Here is a 20,120-nt window from a genome sequence, read left to right on the forward strand (position 1 = left end):
CCTAGTGTTGATAACGCGCGACGACCGCGCGGTAGTTTCCGTCCAGCGAATGGCCGCCGACGACGATGCAACCGTCGGCCTGCACGGCCAATGAAGTGGCGGTGTCCGGACCGCGACTCAGGCGTGTGCGAACCCAGCCAAGGCCATTGGCGAAGCTGCGGTCCAACGGCCCATTGGGTAAATACCGGGCGAGAATGAAGTCGGCTTCGACCCCGCCGACCGTCGCACCGACGGTCAGCACGCGGCCGTCCGGCTGTACCTGGGCGGCGGTCCACTGGCAGCCGCTGTGGCCAACCTGCAACAGTTTTGGCTGGCCACGATTGCAGCGAATGTCGGGTCGGCCGTTACTGTGAACGTTTAATGCGAGGCAGTGCATCGGGTCACGACTGCTGCCAAAACACTGCAAATGACCCTTTTCGTGCTGGACGATCTGGCAGACCTGAGCGCTGTGGCCCTGTACTTTGAAGGTCATGAAACCCTCCACGGCGAAACCGTCGTCCAGCCGGCCATCGGTGTGATAGCGCGCCAGCAAACCCTCCTCGGGAAAATTCATCGATCCGCCGACCAGGATTCGGCCATCGCGCTGCACCATCAGGCTGTTGAGCCAGGTGTTCATCAGCAAGTGCCGGACCATGACGAAACCGCGTCCGTTGAAGGTGCTGTCCAGCGAGCCGTCGGCGTTGAGCCGTATCAGCATGCCGACGTGATCGGCCAGTTCGAAGCGATGATTGGCCAGCAGCAGGATTCGACCGTCGTCCTGCACACAGGCATCACAGGCTTCGGTGCCCGGTACACCGGGCGGCAACCAGGCGTCGCGAGCGCCCTGGGAAAGATTCCCCGGCAGGCGCACCACGCAGCGGCCATGCTCACCAAAACCCTGGACAGGGCAGCCTTGCGGATCAAACATCGCCAGGGCGGGCAGCGTACGGTGAGCATTTTCGTAGTGCAGACCGGCCACCAGAATGTGCCCGTCGGCCAGCACCCGCACCGTGCCCGCCATAGCCTCGTAGCCGTGGGCGAACTGCCCGATGACGCTGCCTTGTTTGCCGAATGCCAGATCCGCCGAACCGTCCTCAAGCAGGCGGGCCAGTCCAAAGCGGCTGCCACCCGGCGTGCCGACCTTTGCCGCTACCAGCAAGCGGCCGGCGTGGTCAATCGCGACGCCATTGGCCATGCTGGAAGTACTGCCGGCGAAATACACTTGAGTCTTGCCGGTGCCAGCGAAACGCGTATCAAGTTGCCCTGCACCATGGACGGTTGCAGGTAAGGCAAAAGCAGTCTGGAGTGACATGCACGCATCTCCTTGCCAGTCGTCCTTGTCCGGGTGCCCGGAGGGTGACTGCATGAGCAGAACATTCAATCCCTGAATGCGCTGATGCACAACTGCCATTACTCTCGGGAGGCAGGGCGTTTTGTGCCAGAACAGTGTCTTTTCGAACCACTGACAAGCCTGCCAAGTAATCTGACGAGTTAGAAGATGAAACGGATGGGTGGGTGACTGTAAAAAACGTCAACTAAGGGGGGAAGAGGGGACGCGGATTACCGAGCGGTAATCCGCGAAAACGCTTAGTGCGGCATGGACCACGATTGCAGCGTGTAACCTTCCTCGCTCAGCTCGGCGCGGGCTTGTTCCAGCAAGTGTGCGAGTTGCTCTGGATCGGAATAGGCGCTGCTTGGAATTTGTTTGCGGCTGATGCGAGTGTTAGTGCGATCGATGACGGTCAGGCTGAGCTCGCCATTACCGTCTTGTGGTGCCCATGCCACGCATTGAAAGGGTTGGAATGCGCGGTCGGCAATCAAAAGAGCTTCGTTGATACGGAGCGGGGCGTTCATGGGATCTTCTCTCTGTATGCCCAATCAAGTGATGTGCCGTCGGTTGGGCTTACCGTTCGGCTGGTTACTTGTACTGATGCCCGCAACCGGGGGTTGGGTCACACACAATCAAAAGAATTTTCAACTTTCTTTCATGGCTTCGATATTCAGACTGTTTCTGAAAGCTGAATGAAAGGTTCAAGTCGTTAGGCAACTAACCAAATAAATACTTATAACTAATAGGCCAATAACCCTATAAGCAATCGATACAAGCCCGCGTCAATATTTTGCTAGTGTTACAGCCAAGTCCGCCAAATGACTGTTTTTGATAATATTTCCTAATAATTTGGCGCCAAGGAACAGTCATGATCGAAGCGCCTGCCTTACGACGTCTGTTAGTAGTGGATCCTTGCGACGACTGTCACCGTTTGCTGCCGGGTTTACGCGCTGTGGGTTGGGATGTTGACAGCTGTACCCTGGAAAACGCCGCCGAACGAACCTGTGACGTCGGCCTGTTGCGTTTGCAGCCCTTTCATCTGGAGCGCCCGGAGGCCGTCAAGGAACTGATCACCCGTAGCGGTACCGAATGGATCGCCGTGCTTAATCAGGAAGTCCTGCGAATGCAGAATGTCGGGGACTTCGTCTGTGAATGGTTTTTTGACTTTCATACCTTGCCGTTCGATGTCTCACGGGTTCAGGTCACTCTGGGGCGAGCGTTCGGCATGGCGCGCCTGCGCGGCCAGGGCACGGTTCATATCGATCAGCCTGAACACGAACTGCTCGGCGACAGCAAACCGATTCGCGAATTGCGCAAACTGTTGAGCAAACTGGCGCCCACCGAATCTCCGGTGCTGATCCGCGGCGAAAGCGGGACCGGCAAGGAAATGGTCGCCCGAGCCCTGCATCGACTGTCCCAGCGTCACAGCAACCCGTTCGTGGCGATCAACTGCGGCGCGATCCCCGAGCACTTGATCCAGTCCGAACTGTTTGGTCACGAGAAGGGGGCTTTTACCGGTGCCCATCAGCGCAAGGTCGGGCGGATCGAAGCGGCCAACGGCGGAACGCTGTTTCTCGATGAAATCGGTGATCTCCCCCTGGAATTGCAAGCCAATCTGCTGCGCTTTCTGCAGGAAAAACACATCGAGCGTGTCGGCGGGCATCAGCCTATTGCGGTGGATGTGCGGGTATTGGCGGCGACACACGTCGATCTTGAGGAGGCCATTGAGAAGAAACGCTTTCGCGAAGATTTGTACTACCGCTTGAACGTCCTGCAAGTGGTCACCGTGCCGCTGCGTGAGCGTCATGGCGATCTCTTGATGCTGGCCAACCACTTTTCCCACTTTTACAGCCATGAAACCGGTCGTCGTCCTCGCAGTTTCAGCGAAGACGCGCTGATCGCCATGGGCAAGCATGACTGGCCGGGCAATGTCCGCGAATTGGCCAACCGGGTACGTCGTGGGCTGGTATTGGCCGAAGGGCGGCAGATCGAGGCGCGAGACCTGGGGTTGATCAGTCAACACGCCACTGCTACGCCGATGGGCACCCTTGAAGACTACAAGACCCGCGCCGAGCGTCAGGCGCTATGCGATGTGTTGAACCGGCACAGTGACAATCTGAGCGTCGCCGCCAGAGTCCTGGGCGTATCGCGGCCGACTTTTTACCGATTGCTGCACAAGCACCAGATCCGCTAGGGCGGGTGAAACGAAAAGGCCCGCTGCGACATCCGTCGCAGCGGGCCTTTTCCATTGGGGTGAAACGGTTAGAAGTAGTACGGGAATTTCAGGCTGAAGGAAAAGTCTGGCGAGTCGTCGGTCAGGCCGATGGACAGGTTGGGAACGATCGTCAGGTTATCGGTTGCTGCCAGGGTCATGCCGATGTTGAAGTTGGCCGAGTTGTAATCGCTGTTGGAGATCGATTGCCAATCGCCACCGTCCGGCTTGATCTTGCTCTTGCGGGCGAACTGATCGGTGAACGAGAACGACATGCTCATTTTCTCGTTCAAGGCGAATGCAATGCCGGCGCCGACCTGCCAGGAATCGCCCAGTTTCACGTCCCCGGGCACCTTGGAGTTGACCTGAGGGCTGATGTCGCTGAAAGAGTCTTCCATGTTGTAGGTGTAGGCCAGGCTGCCGAACAGCACGGCAGGGTCGAAGCTCTTGACCAGCGAGATGCCCGGGGTTATCGACCAGACACCATTACCGGTAGGCAAGTCCTCGGGTACCGCGAGGTTATCGTTGTTCGCGGCCTGGACCAGCTTGATGCCGTAAGGGTCTTTACCGGTTGGCGCCTTGACGCGCAGTGTAACGACCGCGTCGGGCAGGTTGGCCGACTCATCCAGAAACTTGTAAGCAACGCCAAAGTTCACATCGCCGATGGTCGGGTCGCGGGTAACGGTTGCGTCCGACGTCACCGGGCCTGCGCCACCGGCACCACCGGAGGAGTACGTTGATTCGCGATAAACCACGGGAACGTTAATGTCGAACTGCCAACGTTGTGCCACGTTGTAGCGGGCGGTCAGGTCCAGGGTCCAGTTATCCGCCTTGATACGGTCGATATCGATGTTGCCGAGAAAAATCGCATCCAGTGCCAGGAAGCCGTTGAGCGTCAGTGCACGGGTATCGTAGTGGGTATAGGTCAGGCCTGTTTCGACGCTGAACTTGCCGCCGCCGAAGAACCCGCTGGCTTCGTCATACAGGTTGGAAACGCTTTGCGCAGGCTCCGAATCATCCTTGAGCGATTGGCCGTATGAACTGCCTGTGGTTCCCGGCGCACCGGCGGCCACAGTCTGGCCACCCTTGACCGTTTCTGCGGGGGATTTGGTCAGCCGTTTGGGAGCAGGTGTTGCAGGTGTTTCTTCGACTTGGCGAACGCGTTGCTCGAGTACCATCAGCGCGTTCTGTTGTGCTTCGTAACGCTGTTTCAACTCCATGAGCTCTTGTTTTAGTACTTCAACCTGGGGGTCCGGTGCTGCGTACAGCAGTGTGGCCGGGGCCAGGCTACTCAAACAAACGATAGCTCTGAACGTCAACGATCGGTGCATGGGTTAGCCGTCCCTTATCTGACTACATCTGATGACACTGAGCGTAGATCAGAATCCTTGAGTGCGAAGACCTTTGAGTTGGTCCAGGTTGCCGTTCAGCGACCCGGCTGTAGATACGTTGTCACGCAGCACGACATTGAGGGATGTGAGGTTGCGGACCTGGTTACCACCGCCGAGCAACGTCGTGTTCTGCATCAGCCCGCCCTGGGCCAGGCGTTGTACGGTACTGCCCTGGTTGTTGTTGGCCACGATGTTGAGCTGCACACCCGTACCGGTCGAGGAAACGCTCAACGAACCCGCGCCATTGGCGCCGACCAACGTCGAGCCTGTGGCCAACGCCTGGCCCTGCTGTTGCGTTGCTGGCGCTTGGCTAGCCTTTGTGACGTTGATCTCAACGTTGTTGTAGGCAGTGTTATGGTCGCCGGCAGCACGCACGACTTGAGTGACGCCTTCGGTGCTGTTGAGGCCGCTGCCGCCAGTGACGGTACCGGTGCCGGTGCTTTGCGAACGCGCTGAGCCATCGCCTTTTTCGTCGATCATCGACACATAGAACTGTGGCTTGATGGTTGATTGTTGAATTTGCATCGAGGAAGTTGCCCCGATCACTTCACCGTTGGCATTTTGCCAACTGCTGGTCATGACAATGCCGAAACTGATGATCCGTCCCGGCATGACATAGCGGCCTCGCAGGGTTGCCAATTCCTGATCCTTCAATTCAATCGGTTTGAATGTCTGTGCCTGGGTCGGCAGGCTGGCGGCCAGGCAAGCCACGGCTAGCCAGATTGGAGTCTTCATTGGATGCTCCGGGAGCGTCGTGCTCCTTGTCATTAGAAGAAGTCGCTTTGGATGAATCCGAAATCCATCAACTCTGCGTCTTGCACCGGGCTGAAGGTGTTGATGCGGTTCTTGGCGGTTAGTGGCATGGGTGGGTCGAGCAACGTGTTGGTTTTGTCGTAGCCCTGACCGATGACAGCAAAGATGATGCCGTTCCAGCCTTTTACAAAGTCGTCGACTTTGTAGCGTTTATGGCCGAGTACCGGATCCCCGATATATACCCAGCCCTTATGGACTCTTTGCATGACCACAAAATGTTTGTAGCCACGGATATCCAGGAGTACCACAACCGGAATTCTGATTTCGCTCAACGTATCCGGCGCTACCCGGTAGCCACGGGCCCGCATGCCGATACTTTCCACGTAACGCTTCATGTCGAGCATGGAGAAGCCCTGGACGCGTACAAGATCTTGATCGGAGTGCGCCAGCATGCCTTCGATAATCTGCTCTTCATTCACGTCCAGCCAATAGGCCTGGCGCAATATGGTCGCCAGCGCAGCTGCGCCGCAACTGAAGTCGGTTTTTTGTTGCACCAGGTCGGCAAACTTACGCTCGCGCATGCTCTGGATCGGCTTATACACCACCGCGCCGCCTGGCAGGACGGAAAGCGGCATTTGTGCAGCCTCGCTCACACTGGCCGCGCAAAGCAAAAATGCCAAGGCGATGATAATGCGCATGGTAGGACGCCTTCTGGGTGTGTTGAAACAGGCCCCCGTAAGGGGGCCTCCAGAGACAGCAATTAGAACGAGTTGTTGGAAATGGCCAGCGAGTTGCTTTGTTGGTTACCCACCCCGGCAGCTACGTTGACGCCCAGGTTGCCACTGCCACCATTGACCGAACCGCTCAGGGTTGCAGTGTTGGTCACAGGATTTGCCCAGCCAGTTGGAGTCAGCACTTGATAGGTGTAGGTATTGCTCAAATCATATGAGCTGCTTTCACTGTAGCTTTTCGCTTTGTCGTACGCAGATTCGGACGATTTGCTGCCCGATTTTTCGTACGAGGAGGCAGACGATTTCTCGTATGATTTATCGTACGATTTATCGAACGAGGAATCGCGCGATCTGTCGTACGAGGAGTCGCGCGATCTGTCGTACGATCTGTCTCTCGATGCGTCAAGCGTTGCATCAATCGATGCGTTAAGCGATGCGTCGGCAGTCCTGCTGCGGGTGCGATCGCCATTGCCATTATTGAAGGTACGGGAGCTGGCAGCCGCCGCAGTAGCGTCCAAAGTAGCGCTCAAGGAAGCACTCAAAGAAGCACTCGAAGAACCGCTCGCATTACTGCTGCTAGAACCGCTCGCATTACTGCTGCGAGAACCACTTATATCAACGCTTTTGGTACCGCTGGCATCAGAGCTCCTGGAACCGCTCGCGTCCCAGCTCGAAGAAGCGCTTCTACTGCCGCTAGCCTCGGATGATTTATCGCGAGAGAAACTACCGCTGGCCGAGTTGGTAACTGTCATCGTATCCAGGCGGTACGTCCGATCGGCGTTGTTATTCACTACCAGGCCAGGACCTTGTTGATCGGCAGAGGCGGTGGCTGTTGCGTTACCGAGCGGGGCATTGGTGTTGGCAATCGCCATGGTGTTTTTCTGTTGGTTGAGGTCGCCGCCAGCAATGTTGATACCCATGTTACCGCTGCCGCTATTCCCCGATCCGCTCATAACAGCAGAGGCTGTGCTACCGAAGTTGTTGACCCTGTTATTGTTGCTGTATTGCGTGACATCGGCGGTGGCTGTAGCAGTGCCGAACACGAAGCTGTTGTCCTGACTGGAGTTTGAGGCAGCATTTGCGATGGCGGCCGCGTTGTCTTGTTGGTTGCCGCTACCTGCAGCCACGTTGACGCCGACGTTGCCGCTGGCGCCTGTGGCAGAGCTGTTCATTTCAGCTTCGTTGATCGTCCCTTCGTTACGGATGCGGTTGTTGGTACTGCTCTGGTTATCCCATGCATTGGCCGTCGCATAGACAGGGATCTTTGTTGGAGGAGGGGTGTGATGGCCATTGTTCTGGCCATGGTGGTGGTCATTGTCACGCCGATCGTTTTGCCCAGCTTGTACAGCAACAGCCATGACCGCAGCAATTGCGAAAACCAGAGGCTTGAGTGCCATCGAAGGTTTCATGGTGATTCTCCGTACTTATTTTAGGTTAAGTGTTGTTTCTACCTGTTTGGGTCAGTCCATGACCCGTACGCTCAGGGTGTTGGCCGTTCGGTTTCCCACCCCGGAGCTCTGATTCAACTGGATCACCCCACGGCTACCGGTGAAGGCCTGATCGCTGGTAGCGACCTGGCGATTGCCTGGTGCAGAGTCAGTTGGATCGGAGTTGTTGATCAGCGCCACGTTCTGCTGCATGAGGACGCTGTCGTCGATACTTTGCGGCTGGGCACTGATGCTGATACGCAGTGCGTTGGCTTGCTGGTTGCTGGCGCCCGCGCTCTGGTTGACGCCCAGAGCGCCACTGCCGTTGCTGAAGGAGTCGCCTTGAATGCTGGATCGAGCATCGATCCTGGGGTCGACCTCCGTCCGCAGCCGTTGGCGAATCTGCGTGGTCGCGCTGGCTCCATGGCCAACGGCGATGGCCCGGGCGTTGGCCTGTTGCTGCAGATCGCCGGCAGCCTGGTTGACGGTGAGGTTGCCCTGGTACTGCATGCCCGAACCGTCGATTTCGGCGTTATTGATGACGGGGGGGTGGGCAAAGGTCGATGCACTGCAAAACATGGCAATCATCAGCAGCATACGATTCATCTTAACGGTCTCCCGTTACGACTCTCAGAGCACCCAGGCCTTGCTGGATGTTTGAGTTGACCATGTTGGCAATACCGTTGCCCGAATTTCCCGAACGTCCAGCGGGGAGGTTGGAAAGCTGGGTCTGGTTGGTGAGATTGCCGCTCAGGTTGTTGGTGTTTTGCGTGACCAGGCGGGAGATGCCTGCACCACTGGCGACGCTGGCAAAGTCGCCGTCGCTCAATTCGTTCGTTTGCCTGAGGACTTGTTTGGACGGGTTGGCATTGGCGGTTGTGGGGCTAGGGTCGGGAATCACCGGCGCTCGCGTTGCCATGCGCGGTTGGACATCACGTTTGATAATAATGATGCCGTTGTCAGCCTGTACAGGCAGGCAGACACTTGAGCCTAGTGCGCATCCGATCAACAGGAGGCTATAGATGCTGTTATCAAATGTCCCCACGGCGGCGATTCCTTCTTTGTTGGCGGCTGGCCCTAGTCAGCCTTGTGAAGGAGAGAGCGAAAGCCGTGCCGCTTTTTGATAATTGTTTTGATTCAAAGGGTTATCGATCAAGCGCAGTGGATCGATGATTGAGCTGCTTCAGGTCTGAGACAACGCAGGGTGCTGCAACGGGCTGAAGGGAAGGTAAAGCTCCGGATCCAAGGGTTTGCGCTGTGGTGTACCAGCGCGTTAACACATGGCATGACAAGATGATGAATGGGGTTGAAACAGGCTGTTCGAGAGGGGAGGTGTGTTTCAGAAACGGACGCATTTGAAAAAATACTGCAACAAATGCTGGGGTATTGGCCAGTGCCCGTCAGCTCCCCACAGGTTCTGATTAGCGCCCAAGCAGCAAAGTAACGGCTTGCAACGCCTGGGCCCGGCGTTCAGTCCAATGGCCTTGAATCACTTGAACAGGCTGTCGATGCTGCTCCAGCCATGCATGGGTCGCGTTGAAAAAGGCCCGGCGCTCATCCAGTTCGGGCTGACACCGCTGACCATCGTCGGTCCAGTCGACGAGTTCGGGAGACAGCAGCAAGTGCAGGTCGTAATGCCGAGCCAGCAACGCCTGTTCGAGCCAGGCCGGACAATCGCCAAACAGGGTTTGGCTCCACAACATATTGCTCAGCAAGTGAGTGTCGAGAATCAGCAGCGGCGGCTGAAAAGCTCGGGCGTCATCTTCCCACTGCAGCTGTCCGCGAGCGATGTCGGGGATATCGGCCAGGCAAGTGTCTCGCGCCTTCTGCTCAATGAACCAGCGTACGTATTCGCCCACCAGAGCGCCGCCGAATTGCTGTTGCAGTTCGGCGGCCAGCCAGCTCTTGCCGCTGGATTCGGGGCCCGTGAGTACCAGCACTTTCATGTGCGCAATGCCGGGTCGGCGCGCCACGTCCGCCAGCCTTGCACCGCCAGCACTGCGAACACCCCATAGAGGCCGGCGGTGAGGTACAGCGCTTTATAGATGAACAGGCCGACGAAGATTACGTCCAGCGCAATCCACAGCGGCCAGCATTGCAGACGTTTTTGCGCCATCCATAACTGCGCCACCAGGCTGAAACCGGTCAACGCCGCATCGAGCCAGGGCTGAGCGGCATCGGTCCAGTGGGCCATCGCGGCCCCCAGCAGCAGACTGCCGACCGCGCCGACGGCCAGACCGAGCGCTATCGACTGTCCATCGAGCTGGCTGACCTGCCGCCCGTCATGCGTCGCGCCCGCACGGGTCCACTGCCACCAGCCGTAGAGCTGCAAGGCGGCGTAGATCACTTGCAGCAGCATGTCCGAATACAGCTTCACCTCGAAAAAAATCCAGCTATACAGCAGCACCATGACCAGGCCGATTGGCCAGCACCAGGGGTTCTGTCTGACCGTCAACCAGACGGCGATCACGCCGAGGGCGGCGGCAAACAGTTCAAGCCCGGACATGGAGGTTCCTTGGTGTCGTAGAAATGAGGGGGGCGAATAGTACCCGGAAAAACCGCGTTATCGTTCATCGCGAGCAGGCTCGCCCCCACATTGGCTCAGTGATGCTCACAAAAAATGAGCAACGCCGATTAAGTGTGGGAGCGAGCCTGCTCGCGATGGGGCGACTGGTGTTCCGAACTGGCCGGGTCAGTTGCCCCTACTGAAAGTGATCAGACCCGAAACTGCGTGAGCAGCCCGTTCAACTGCTCGCTCAGTTCCTTGAGGTGAACGCTGGCCACGCTCGACTGCTCGGCCGCCAATGCCGTGCTGTGGGACAACCCCGCGGCCTGGGTGACGTTCTGATTGATGTCTTCCACCACATGGGCCTGCTGCAAGGTCGCGCTGGCAATCGAGGCGTTCAACCCGTTGAGGTTGCGCAAGGCCTGGCCGATGGCATTCAGGCTGGCGCCGGCCAGACCGGCCTGCTCGATGGTCAGTTGTGACGCACGGCTGCTGTCGCCGATCACCTTGACCGCCGCTTCGGAATGGCTTTGCAGGCGTTCGATCATCGACTGGATTTCTGCCGTCGACTTCTGGGTGCGCTGGGCCAGCAGCCGCACTTCATCGGCGACCACCGCAAACCCTCGACCCTGCTCACCGGCCCGGGCGGCTTCGATGGCCGCGTTGAGGGCCAGCAGGTTGGTTTGCTCGGCGATGGAGCGGATCACCTCCAGGACACTGCCGATCTGCGTGCTCTCGGCAGCCAGCGTACGAATCACTTCGACGGCTTGATCGATGGTCGAAGACAGCTTGTCGATCTGCTGTAAGCTGCCATCGATATTGACCTGCCCCTGCTGCGCCTGGGACTCGGCATTGCGCATTTCACTGGCCGCGTGCTCGGCGTTTTTGGCCACATCCTGCACGCCGTAGGTCACTTCATTGATCGCGGTCGCCACCAGTTCCATTTGTTGAGATTGCTGCTGGCTGCGTTGCTGGGCCTGCGCGGCATCGTTGCCCAATTCACTGGAAGACTGGCCCAGTGCGCCGGCGGACACTTGCAACTGACCGATCACCAAGCGCAGTTTGGTGGTAAAGGCATTGAAGTGCCGGGCCAGTTGCGTGACTTCGTCCTGGCCGTGGGTATCGAGGCTGCGGGTCAGGTCGCTTTCACCGCTGGCGATGTTGGCCATGGCGTTCACGGTTTCCTGCAGCGGGCGCACGATGCTGCGGGCAATCATGATCACCAGCAGCGCCATGATCAGGGCTATCACCAGGCCGACGAAAGACGCCTTCCAGACCTGAGCATAAAACTCGGCCTGCATGTCATCGATGTACACGCCCGAGCCGATCACCCAACCCCAGGGCTCGAACAGTTTGACGTAGGAAGTTTTCTCTACCGGGGCACTGGCACCCGGTTTCGGCCAGCGATAGTCGACCATGCCGGCGCCCTTGGCCTTGGCGATGGCGACCATCTCGTTGAACAGCGCGAAACCGTCGGGGTCGCGGATCGTCGACAGGTTCTGGCCTTCAAGTTTCGGATTGGTCGGGTGCATGATCATGACCGGCGTCAGATCGTTGATCCAGAAGTAGTCATTCTGGTCGTAGCGCAAACCGCGCACGGCGGTCAGTGCCTGCTTTTGCGCGGCGTCACGGGTGAGGGTGCCGGCAGTTTCCAGGCCGTGGTAGTAGGTAAGGATGCCACTGGCGGTCTGCACCACATGCTGGGTCTTTTGGGCCTTGGCCTGATAAAGGTCGTCGTGAATCTGCTTGAGCATCAACGCGCCCAACGTCAATAGCATCACCACGGCCACGATCAAGATAAGCCACAAGCGTCGGCTGATCGACACACTGCGCAAGCTGTTCATAACGCTGCTACTCCAGTTTCTTGTTCTTGTTATAAACGATCGCCAGCATCCAACCATACTTTGCTGATCGGGCCTATGCGACTCAGGTCCTATTACGCGGCAGCGTAAATGAGGCTTGTCTGATAGGATTTCGGCCCCGCACGGAAAAACCTGAGTCCAAGTCGATTTTTCACAGAATTTTTACGGTTTTGTGTGGATCTTGTGCGCGCGGGCCTTCAGCGGACGCTGATCGTGGGTAACGTTCTACAAATTATTAACGGGGCATGCCTGGGGGCATGGCTTCTTGGGGGATTGATGGATCTTTGGACAGCCTTGCAGGCATTGATTTTAGGCGTGGTAGAAGGGCTGACGGAGTTCTTGCCCATTTCCAGTACCGGGCACCAGATCATTGTGGCGGACTTGCTCGACTTTGGCGGTGAGCGGGCCATGGCCTTCAACATCATCATCCAGCTCGGGGCTATCCTGGCGGTGGTCTGGGAGTTTCGCCGCAAGATCTTCGACGTGGTCATCGGCCTGCCGACGCAGCCCAGCGCTCGACGCTTTACCGCGAACCTGTTGATCGCCTTCTTGCCAGCGGTGGTATTGGGGGTGATTTTCGCCGACTTGATCCACAAATACCTGTTCAACCCGATTACCGTCGCCACTGCATTGGTCGTGGGCGGGATCGTCATGTTGTGGGCCGAACGCCGTCAGCATGTCGTGCATGCTGAAAGCGTCGACGACATCACCTGGAAAGAGGCCCTGAAAGTCGGCTTCGCCCAGTGCCTGGCGATGATCCCCGGGACCTCGCGTTCCGGCTCGACGATCATTGGCGGTTTGCTGTTCGGGTTGTCGCGCAAGACGGCCACCGAGTTCTCGTTCTTCCTTGCCATGCCAACCATGGTCGGCGCGGCGGTGTACTCGGGCTATAAATACCGTCATCTGTTTGTGCCAGCGGACTTTCCGGTATTCGCCATCGGCTTCGTCACTGCGTTTATCTTTGCGATGATCGCCGTGCGCGGCTTGCTCAAGTTCATCGCCAGCCACAGCTACGCGGCGTTCGCCTGGTATCGCATTGTGTTCGGCCTGGTGATCCTGGCGACCTGGCAATTCGGCTGGGTCGACTGGACCGCCGCCAAGCCATGAACGACTTCGCCGCACGCAACAACCCCGGGCGCAAGTCCGGGGGAGCGATTCAGCACCCACGACTGAAACTGCTGGTGTTCGCTGTGCTGTGCGCAGTGCCGTTGTTTGGTTCAGTGTCGCTGTGGTTGCGCGGGGTATCGGTGATTCCCCTGGCGGCCTACGGCATCGTCAGCGTGCTGGCGTTTTTCCTGTACTGGAGCGACAAGCACAAGGCCCGCGCCGACAGCTGGCGCACGCCGGAGAACGTTTTGCACGCGGTGGAGCTGGCGGGTGGTTGGCCGGGCGCCTTGCTGGCCCAGCAAGTATTTCGGCACAAGACCCGCAAGGTTTCGTTTCAGCTGGTGTTCTGGCTCATCGTGCTGATGCATCAGGTGTTCTGGATCGACCAGCTGTTTCTGGGCGCTCATCTGCTCGCGCTGTTCTAAGGTCTTTAAAGCAGCAAGCCGACCTGCGTGCGCTTGGGCAACTTGCTCACCACCAGTTGGTGGGAACGTTGCAGCAAGCCTCGCAGCTCTTCGGTGCCCAGCGGGTAGGGCGTTTCCATGATGATCCACTGAGCCCGGGCCAGATACGGCGCCGGGTGAATGCCTGGCCGGTCGCAATGGCCCAGGAACAGGTCCTTGTCGACCTTGAAGGCCAGGGACTGTCCCCGCAGGTTCTGCAAGGCGAACATCTTGTTCCCGGCAATCGAGAACACCCGCACACCCCCCCACTTGTAATCTTCCCGCGCGCCGGGCAGCCCCAGGCAGAATTGCGCGACGTCCTCTTCGCTCATTGGTCTTGCCTTCATAGCAGTCGGTCCCCACAGGCATTGAATGATTCGATCAAATGGTCGATCCAGGCGCGCACCGCCGGCATCACCCCGCGTCGATGCGGGTAGACCGCTTGCAACCAGCCGCCCGGCAATGACCAGTCGGGCAGCAATTGCACCAGTGAACCGTTTTCCAGTTCCTGCTCGCAATACATCATCGGCAATATGGTGAAGCCCAGCCCGGACAGGGTGCAAGTCTTGCGCACGATAAAGTCCTCGATCCCCAATCGGGCTTCGAACGTCATGTCACAGGCCTTGCCCTGCTGGTCGAGCATGCGTAGATGTACCAGGCGATCGGCTTCCAGGGCACCCAGTATCGGTACGTTTCTCAAGTCGTCCGGCGACTTGATCTCCCGCTCACGAAGAAACGCCGGGCTGGCGACCATGACGGTCTGCGCCTGACGTAAGCGGCGGGTGACCAGCAAGGGATCTTCATCGCCCAGTTCCCGCACCCTCAAGGCAACATCGACGCCTTCGGTCACCAGGTCGACCCGACGGTTGAGCATCATGACCTCCAACTGAACCTGAGGGCATTTCTCCAGAAAGCTGCTGATCACCGTCGGCAAGATGTGGTGGGCCAACCCCACCGGACAGGACACCCGCAGTCGCCCCCGGGGTTCGCTGGACATGCTGGCCACCGCTTCGTCGGCCATCTCGGCTTCCAGCAGCATGGCCTGACAATGCCGCAGGTAGCGCTCGCCCACGGCGGTCAGGTTGAGTTGGCGGGTGGTGCGTTGCAGCAGGCGCGCGCCCAGGCGTTCTTCCAGCTCGGCGATGCGTCGTGACAATCGGGACTTGGGAATCCCCAGCAAACGCCCGGCCGCCGCGAAGCCACCGGCGTCGACCACCTTGGCGAAATAGTAGAGGTCGTTGAGGTCTTGCATGATTTAAATCCAACTGTTCTATCAGTGGGACAAACTATCGCATTGTTGCCGACTAATCAGCTATTGGTTTCGTCGGTAGGATTGTCTCCATCAGATCGCCGGGTGGCGATCCTCACCTTGGAGATCCCACATGAAATTACTGCATATCGATTCGAGCATTCTGGGTGATAACTCGGCTTCCCGTCAGTTGAGCGGTGAAGTCGTCAAAGCCTGGCAAACCGCCGAGCCTGGCGTTGTGGTGACTTACCGCGACCTGGCCGCCGATGCCATCAGCCATTTCTCCGCCACCACCCTGGTCGCCGCCGGTACCGCCGCTGAACTGCGCAACGCCGCGCAACAGCATGAAGCCGAGCTGAGCGGGCAGGCCCTGGCCGAATTCATCGCCGCCGATGCCGTCGTGATTGCAGCGCCGATGTACAACTTCACCATCCCGACTCAACTCAAGGCCTGGATCGACCGCATCGCCGTGGCCGGCCAGACCTTCCGCTACACCGAAGCCGGCCCTGAAGGCCTGTGCGGCGGCAAGAAAGTGGTCATCGTTTCGACGTCTGGCGGTTTGCATGTAGGCCAACCGACCGGCACTGCTCACGAAGACTACTTGAAGGTGCTGTTCGGTTTCCTTGGCATCACCGACATCGAGTTCGTCCGCGCCCATGGCCTGGCCTACGGTGATGACGTGCGCACCAAAGCCATGAGCGACGCCCACGTGCAGATCAGCGAGCAATTGTTCGCTGCCGCGTAAGGCTTGCGTAAAAGTCGTAAACAGCTCAGGCAATACCCCTGAAACTCTGTATTCTGGTCATCGTGATGGCCAGGTACGGAGTTTTTTGTTTCTGGCGGTGATCAGTTTCTGGCCCGGGTTATGCAGTCGAGGGTTAATATCTGCGGTCAGGTAATATAGGTGGGGCATCCCATGGTGCGTCTTTGTGCAACGCTACTGATTTGCCTGCTTGGCAGCCTGAATTCAGTGCACGCCGCGCCTGCGCCGCATCCTCACTGGAGCGTCGGCTTCCATGAGATGACGTTCCTCGATCCGCTGGACTTGAAGCCGATGCGTGCCATCGCCTTTTACCCGTCCAGTGAGAGGGAGCATTCCAGCAAGCTCGAGGGTTACACGGTCGAAGCCGGTGAAGACACCAAAGTCGCCATCGGACGCTTCCCGATGTTGATGCTCTCTCACGGCAACACCGGAACCCCGCTGGCCTTGCACGACCTCGCCACCTCATTGGCACGCAAGGGCTTTGTGGTGGTGGCGGTGATCCATCCCGGCGACAACTCCAAAGACCACAGCCGTCTCGGCACCTTGAGCAACCTTTACGGGCGGCCAATCCAGATTTCCGAAGCCATTACCGCGACGTTGGGCGACCCTATGCTCGCGCCCTTCGTCAATGCCGATCAAGTCGGGGTGATTGGCTATTCGGCGGGCGGTGAGACGGCGTTGATTCTGTCCGGTGCTACGCCGGACCTGGATCGTCTGCGCCGTTATTGCCAGGAGCGCCCGGATGATCACGATGCCTGCAACACGCAAGGTGAACTGATCGTCGACCGCGATGACTTGCAGCCAGTGCCAGACCCGCGAGTGCATGCCTTGCTGCTGATGGCGCCGCTGAGTCTGAAATTCGGCCGTCACACCCTGGCCGACGTGCATGTGCCGGTGCTGCTATACAGCGGCGATGGCGACAAACTGGTGGCGTTCGACAAAAACGCTGCAGCCCTGGCGCGCAAACTGCCGACCGCACCGGATTTCAAATTGCTGGCCGGGGCAGGGCACTTCGTGTTCCTGGCGCCGTGCAACGAAGAACAGATCGCCACCATGCCGGCGCTGTGCACCGATGCCGACGGCGTCGACCGCAAGGACATTCACCGCAACCTGATCTCCGAAGCCGGACGTTTCTTTTCCCATGCCTTGGGCAAACCGAGCCGGGCCGGCATGCAAACCGCAGATCAATAAATTCCCCGGACCCCCTGTGGGCCTGTGGGAGCGGGCTTGCTCGCGAAGGTTTCAGCACCACAAAAATCATTGGCCCAGAAATGCAAAAAGCCCTGTCACCAGGACAGGGCTTTTTACTTGCAGCCAGAAGCCGCCTTACATCAACACACCCTGACTACGCAGGTAGTCGTCATAGGTGCCGCTGAAGTCGATCACGCCATCGGCGCTCAACTCGATGATGCGGGTGGCCAGGGACGATACGAACTCACGGTCGTGGCTGACGAAGATCAGCGTGCCCGGGTAGTTCTCCAGCGCCAGGTTCAGCGCCTCGATGGATTCCATGTCCAAGTGGTTGGTCGGTTCGTCCATCACCAGCACGTTCGGCTTTTGCAGGATCAGCTTGCCGAACAGCATGCGACCTTGCTCACCACCGGAGATGACCTTGACCGACTTGAGGATCTCATCGTTGGAGAACAGCATGCGGCCGAGGGTGCCGCGAACCAGTTGCTCGCCGCCCTGGGTCCATTGGCCCATCCAGTCGAACAGGTTGCAGTCGTCTTCGAAGTCGTGAGCATGGTCCTGGGCGTAGTAGCCCAATTCTGCGGCGTCGGTCCATTTCACGGTGCCGGCGTCCGGGGTCAGTTCATTGACCAGAGTGCGCAGCAGGGTGGTTTTACCGATACCGTTCGGGCCGATGATCGCCACGCGCTCGCCAGCTTCAACCTGGAAGCTGAAGTCCTTGAACAGCGGCTTGCCGTCGAAACCTTTGGCCATGCGCTCGACGATGACCGCTTGACGGTGCAGCTTCTTGGTTTGTTCGAAACGGATGAACGGGCTCACACGGCTCGAAGGCTTGACCTCGGCCAGTTGGATCTTGTCGATCGCCTTGGCGCGGGAAGTGGCCTGCTTGGCTTTCGAGGCGTTGGCCGAGAAGCGGCTGACGAACGATTGCAGTTCCGAGATTTGCGCTTTCTTCTTGGCGTTGTCCGACAGCAGTTGCTCGCGGGACTGGGTCGCCACGGTCATGTACTCGTCGTAGTTGCCCGGGAACAGGCGCAGTTCGCCGTAATCCAGGTCAGCCATGTGGGTGCACACGCTGTTCAGGAAGTGACGGTCGTGGGAGATGATGATCATCAGGCTGGAGCGCTGGGTCAGCACGTTTTCCAGCCAACGGATGGTGTTGATGTCCAAGTGGTTGGTCGGTTCGTCGAGCAACAGCACTTCAGGATCGGAGAACAGCGCCTGCGCCAGCAACACGCGCAGTTTCCAGCCCGGCGACACTTCGCTCATCGGGCCGAAGTGCTGCTCGATGCCGATACCCAGGCCCAGCAACAACTCGCCGGCACGGGATTCGGCGGTGTAGCCGTCCATTTCGGCGAATTCGGTTTCCAGCTCGGCCACGGCCATGCCGTCTTCTTCGGTCATTTCCGGCAGCGAGTAGATGCGGTCGCGCTCGGCCTTGACCTTCCACAGCTCTTCGTGGCCCATGATCACGGTGTCGATCACGGTGAATTCTTCGTAGGCGAACTGGTCCTGGCGCAATTTACCCAGACGCACGTTCGGCTCGAGCATGACCTGGCCGCCGGACGGCTCGAGGTCGCCACCGAGGATTTTCATGAAAGTCGACTTGCCGCAACCGTTGGCGCCGATCAGACCGTAGCGGTTGCCCGCGCCGAATTTGACCGAAACGTTTTCGAATAGCGGCTTGGCGCCGAACTGCATCGTGATGTTAGCTGTAGAAATCAAAGGTTTATCCTGCGGAGCATTCAGAGTAGCTAGGGTTGCGGCAGTACCGATTCAGTACCCGTTTCCGACAATGCCGACCACGGGAAATACATCCCGGTCAGAAGCGGAAGGTCCATCTGGCAATAAGTGGACAGCAGCATGTGGAGCGCTTGGCCCGAGTCGAAGTGCGCTGAGGCGGGGTTTATCCCGTCATCAACCAAGGGGGGCGCGTAATGTTTGGCGGCGATTGTACTGGTCTGGCTCTTTAAACGATAGGGCGTTAAGGCCGCACGGGCGTTTTGGCGGCATCAGTGGACACATTTTCACAGTTGAAGGTTAACTATTGGTTACAAACTGTGGCTAGAATGCCATCTTTCGTACCCATGCCGACGGTCGGCATGGCTCAAGAACGCGCCATCGGGACGCAGTTTGTTCACCTCTAACGTGTGACGACTTCCGTGAAACTTATCATTGCCGCTATTTATGTTTTATCCATCGCCTATGTCCATCTGCGCGGTCGGGTACGCCATAAGCTGGGTCGCCAACTGAGCGACCATTCGACGTTTCTGGCGCCGATCAATTGCGTCCTATATCTGTTCTCGAAAATTCCCAGCAAACCTTATCTCGATCCGGCGGACTTTCCCGACCTGAGCCCTTTGCAGGCTCATTGGGAAGAAATTCGCGCCGAAGGCCGGAATTTGCTCAAGGCCGGGGAGATCAAGCGTTCGAATCAATACGACGACGTTGGTTTCAACTCGTTTTTCAAAAGTGGCTGGAAGCGTTTTTATCTAAAGTGGTACGGCGACAGTCACCCGTCGGCCGCCAAGCTTTGCCCGCGCACCACTGAACTGGTGCAAAGCATTGGCTCGATCAAGGCGGCGATGTTCGCCGAGTTGCCACCGGGTTCCAAACTGGTCCGGCACCGCGATCCGTATGCCGGTTCGTACCGTTATCACCTGGGGCTGGAAACGCCGAACGATGCCGGTTGCTACATTAACGTCGATGGTGAGAACTACCATTGGCGCGACGGCGAAGCGGTGATGTTCGATGAGACGTTCATTCATTACGCTGAAAACACCACCGGGCAGAACCGCATCATCCTGTTCTGCGATGTCGAACGGCCGATGAAGTATCGCTGGGCGACGGCGTTCAACCGTTGGTTCAGCCGTACGGTGATGGCGGCCGCGGGCGCGCCGAACGATGCGGGCGACAAGACCGGTGCCATCAACCGCTTGTTCACCAGAATCTACAAGGTTCGCCTGCGGGGCAAAGCGCTCAAAAAGCGTAACCGCACCCGTTACTACCTTGAGAAGTGGGCGATTTTTGGTGGGGTGCTGGCGATTTTTATTCTGATCTGAGTTTTGTGTTGCGGCGCATAACGCCATCGCGAGCAGGCTCGCTCCCACCGTCGATCTATGTCGTTCACAGAACCAATGTGGGAGCGAGCCTGCTCGCGAAGAGGCCAGTATTCT

General features: G+C 58.3%; 20 protein-coding genes. 6 read left to right on the forward strand and 14 right to left on the reverse strand.

Annotated features, from left to right (window positions below; all coding sequences use genetic code 11):
- Nucleotide 1: 1 nt before the first annotated feature.
- Together AACY49_RS26700 and AACY49_RS26705 are read right to left on the reverse strand one after the other, a co-directional pair.
- The gene (locus tag AACY49_RS26700; RefSeq protein WP_339527354.1) at nt 2-1,291 is read right to left on the reverse strand and encodes a hypothetical protein; all 1,290 of its coding nucleotides are present in this window, start codon (nt 1,289-1,291) and stop codon (nt 2-4) included.
- 275 nt (nt 1,292-1,566) lie between these two features.
- Nucleotides 1,567-1,833: a hypothetical protein gene (locus tag AACY49_RS26705; protein ID WP_320390742.1), complete on the reverse strand. Its 267-nt coding sequence runs from the start codon at nt 1,831-1,833 to the stop codon at nt 1,567-1,569.
- Between the two features lie 344 nt (nt 1,834-2,177).
- Here AACY49_RS26705 and AACY49_RS26710 point away from each other — a divergent pair, with 344 nt between their 5' ends.
- Nucleotides 2,178-3,503 carry a sigma-54 dependent transcriptional regulator gene (locus AACY49_RS26710; RefSeq protein WP_339527355.1) on the forward strand — a complete coding sequence of 442 codons (1,326 nt, stop codon included), beginning with the start codon at nt 2,178-2,180 and terminating at the stop codon, nt 3,501-3,503.
- Between the two features lie 68 nt (nt 3,504-3,571).
- Here AACY49_RS26710 and AACY49_RS26715 read toward each other — a convergent pair whose 3' ends face one another.
- The 9 genes from AACY49_RS26715 to AACY49_RS26755 form a co-directional block, all read right to left on the reverse strand.
- Nucleotides 3,572-4,852 (reverse strand): hypothetical protein, encoded by a 1,281-nt coding sequence (locus AACY49_RS26715; protein WP_258695967.1) that lies wholly within the window; start codon nt 4,850-4,852, stop codon nt 3,572-3,574.
- A gap of 48 nt (nt 4,853-4,900) precedes the next feature.
- Entirely contained in the window at nt 4,901-5,647 is a 747-nt protein-coding gene (locus AACY49_RS26720; protein WP_258695966.1) for a hypothetical protein, read from the reverse strand.
- 32 nt (nt 5,648-5,679) lie between these two features.
- Nucleotides 5,680-6,363: a C39 family peptidase gene (locus AACY49_RS26725; protein ID WP_339527356.1), complete on the reverse strand. Its 684-nt coding sequence runs from the start codon at nt 6,361-6,363 to the stop codon at nt 5,680-5,682.
- A 62-nt stretch (nt 6,364-6,425) separates the two neighbouring features.
- Nucleotides 6,426-7,805 (reverse strand): heme utilization protein, encoded by a 1,380-nt coding sequence (locus tag AACY49_RS26730; RefSeq protein WP_258695964.1) that lies wholly within the window; start codon nt 7,803-7,805, stop codon nt 6,426-6,428.
- A 51-nt stretch (nt 7,806-7,856) separates the two neighbouring features.
- On the reverse strand, nt 7,857-8,429 hold the full coding sequence (locus AACY49_RS26735; protein WP_258695963.1) for an adhesin: 573 nt from the start codon (nt 8,427-8,429) through the stop codon (nt 7,857-7,859).
- A 1-nt stretch (nt 8,430) separates the two neighbouring features.
- Nucleotides 8,431-8,868: a hypothetical protein gene (locus tag AACY49_RS26740; protein WP_258695962.1), complete on the reverse strand. Its 438-nt coding sequence runs from the start codon at nt 8,866-8,868 to the stop codon at nt 8,431-8,433.
- Between the two features lie 376 nt (nt 8,869-9,244).
- Complete coding sequence (locus AACY49_RS26745) at nt 9,245-9,769, reverse strand: AAA family ATPase (protein ID WP_320390734.1); 525 nt, start codon at nt 9,767-9,769, stop codon at nt 9,245-9,247.
- Entirely contained in the window at nt 9,766-10,329 is a 564-nt protein-coding gene (gene pnuC, locus AACY49_RS26750) for a nicotinamide riboside transporter PnuC (RefSeq protein ID WP_258695960.1), read from the reverse strand. The genes AACY49_RS26745 and pnuC overlap by 4 nt, the downstream gene beginning before the upstream one ends.
- Nucleotides 10,330-10,538: 209 nt before the next feature.
- Nucleotides 10,539-12,173: a methyl-accepting chemotaxis protein gene (locus AACY49_RS26755; RefSeq protein ID WP_339527357.1), complete on the reverse strand. Its 1,635-nt coding sequence runs from the start codon at nt 12,171-12,173 to the stop codon at nt 10,539-10,541.
- A 294-nt stretch (nt 12,174-12,467) separates the two neighbouring features.
- Between AACY49_RS26755 and AACY49_RS26760 the strand changes: the two genes are divergently transcribed.
- Nucleotides 12,468-13,298, forward strand: a complete 831-nt coding sequence (locus AACY49_RS26760; RefSeq protein ID WP_320390731.1) for an undecaprenyl-diphosphate phosphatase — start codon at nt 12,468-12,470, stop codon at nt 13,296-13,298.
- Entirely contained in the window at nt 13,295-13,723 is a 429-nt protein-coding gene (locus tag AACY49_RS26765; protein WP_320390730.1) for a DUF1294 domain-containing protein, read from the forward strand. Before AACY49_RS26760 ends, AACY49_RS26765 begins: the two co-directional genes overlap by 4 nt.
- 5 nt (nt 13,724-13,728) lie before the next feature.
- Here the strand turns inward: AACY49_RS26765 and AACY49_RS26770 are convergent, their stop codons facing one another.
- Both AACY49_RS26770 and AACY49_RS26775 read right to left on the reverse strand, forming a co-directional pair.
- Entirely contained in the window at nt 13,729-14,088 is a 360-nt protein-coding gene (locus AACY49_RS26770; RefSeq protein ID WP_258695956.1) for an MmcQ/YjbR family DNA-binding protein, read from the reverse strand.
- Entirely contained in the window at nt 14,085-14,993 is a 909-nt protein-coding gene (locus tag AACY49_RS26775) for a LysR substrate-binding domain-containing protein (RefSeq protein ID WP_258695955.1), read from the reverse strand. Before AACY49_RS26775 ends, AACY49_RS26770 begins: the two co-directional genes overlap by 4 nt.
- A 130-nt stretch (nt 14,994-15,123) precedes the next feature.
- Here AACY49_RS26775 and AACY49_RS26780 point away from each other — a divergent pair, with 130 nt between their 5' ends.
- On the forward strand, nt 15,124-15,735 hold the full coding sequence (locus AACY49_RS26780; protein ID WP_339527358.1) for an FMN-dependent NADH-azoreductase: 612 nt from the start codon (nt 15,124-15,126) through the stop codon (nt 15,733-15,735).
- A 171-nt stretch (nt 15,736-15,906) separates the two neighbouring features.
- Nucleotides 15,907-16,944 carry an alpha/beta hydrolase family protein gene (locus AACY49_RS26785; protein WP_339527359.1) on the forward strand — a complete coding sequence of 346 codons (1,038 nt, stop codon included), beginning with the start codon at nt 15,907-15,909 and terminating at the stop codon, nt 16,942-16,944.
- A 135-nt stretch (nt 16,945-17,079) separates the two neighbouring features.
- On the opposite strand, the gene AACY49_RS26790 is transcribed toward AACY49_RS26785, so the two are convergent.
- Nucleotides 17,080-18,669 (reverse strand): ABC-F family ATPase, encoded by a 1,590-nt coding sequence (locus tag AACY49_RS26790; protein ID WP_258695952.1) that lies wholly within the window; start codon nt 18,667-18,669, stop codon nt 17,080-17,082.
- A 437-nt stretch (nt 18,670-19,106) separates the two neighbouring features.
- Between AACY49_RS26790 and lpxO the strand changes: the two genes are divergently transcribed.
- A complete protein-coding gene (gene lpxO, locus AACY49_RS26795; RefSeq protein ID WP_339527360.1) occupies nt 19,107-20,006 on the forward strand; it encodes a lipid A hydroxylase LpxO in 900 nt (299 codons plus the stop codon).
- The last annotated feature ends 114 nt before the right edge of the window (nt 20,007-20,120 follow it).

The organism is Pseudomonas sp. EL_65y_Pfl2_R96 (assembly GCF_963970905.1).
GTDB lineage: Bacteria > Pseudomonadota > Gammaproteobacteria > Pseudomonadales > Pseudomonadaceae > Aquipseudomonas.

What these genes read in the sequence shown, in the direction of transcription:
- AACY49_RS26755 (WP_339527357.1), bottom strand. Translation starts at nt 12,173, where the DNA reads ATGAACAGCTTGCGCAGTGTGTCGATCAGCCGACGCTTGTGGCTTATC.
- AACY49_RS26745 (WP_320390734.1), bottom strand. Translation starts at nt 9,769, where the DNA reads ATGAAAGTGCTGGTACTCACGGGCCCCGAATCCAGCGGCAAGAGCTGG.
- AACY49_RS26710 (WP_339527355.1), top strand. Translation starts at nt 2,178, where the DNA reads ATGATCGAAGCGCCTGCCTTACGACGTCTGTTAGTAGTGGATCCTTGC.
- AACY49_RS26760 (WP_320390731.1), top strand. Translation starts at nt 12,468, where the DNA reads ATGGATCTTTGGACAGCCTTGCAGGCATTGATTTTAGGCGTGGTAGAA.
- AACY49_RS26780 (WP_339527358.1), top strand. Translation starts at nt 15,124, where the DNA reads ATGAAATTACTGCATATCGATTCGAGCATTCTGGGTGATAACTCGGCT.
- AACY49_RS26725 (WP_339527356.1), bottom strand. Translation starts at nt 6,363, where the DNA reads ATGCGCATTATCATCGCCTTGGCATTTTTGCTTTGCGCGGCCAGTGTG.
- AACY49_RS26705 (WP_320390742.1), bottom strand. Translation starts at nt 1,833, where the DNA reads ATGAACGCCCCGCTCCGTATCAACGAAGCTCTTTTGATTGCCGACCGC.
- AACY49_RS26775 (WP_258695955.1), bottom strand. Translation starts at nt 14,993, where the DNA reads ATGCAAGACCTCAACGACCTCTACTATTTCGCCAAGGTGGTCGACGCC.
- AACY49_RS26720 (WP_258695966.1), bottom strand. Translation starts at nt 5,647, where the DNA reads ATGAAGACTCCAATCTGGCTAGCCGTGGCTTGCCTGGCCGCCAGCCTG.
- AACY49_RS26715 (WP_258695967.1), bottom strand. Translation starts at nt 4,852, where the DNA reads ATGCACCGATCGTTGACGTTCAGAGCTATCGTTTGTTTGAGTAGCCTG.
- pnuC (WP_258695960.1), bottom strand. Translation starts at nt 10,329, where the DNA reads ATGTCCGGGCTTGAACTGTTTGCCGCCGCCCTCGGCGTGATCGCCGTC.
- AACY49_RS26730 (WP_258695964.1), bottom strand. Translation starts at nt 7,805, where the DNA reads ATGAAACCTTCGATGGCACTCAAGCCTCTGGTTTTCGCAATTGCTGCG.
- AACY49_RS26770 (WP_258695956.1), bottom strand. Translation starts at nt 14,088, where the DNA reads ATGAAGGCAAGACCAATGAGCGAAGAGGACGTCGCGCAATTCTGCCTG.
- AACY49_RS26765 (WP_320390730.1), top strand. Translation starts at nt 13,295, where the DNA reads ATGAACGACTTCGCCGCACGCAACAACCCCGGGCGCAAGTCCGGGGGA.
- AACY49_RS26785 (WP_339527359.1), top strand. Translation starts at nt 15,907, where the DNA reads ATGGTGCGTCTTTGTGCAACGCTACTGATTTGCCTGCTTGGCAGCCTG.
- AACY49_RS26700 (WP_339527354.1), bottom strand. Translation starts at nt 1,291, where the DNA reads ATGTCACTCCAGACTGCTTTTGCCTTACCTGCAACCGTCCATGGTGCA.
- AACY49_RS26735 (WP_258695963.1), bottom strand. Translation starts at nt 8,429, where the DNA reads ATGAATCGTATGCTGCTGATGATTGCCATGTTTTGCAGTGCATCGACC.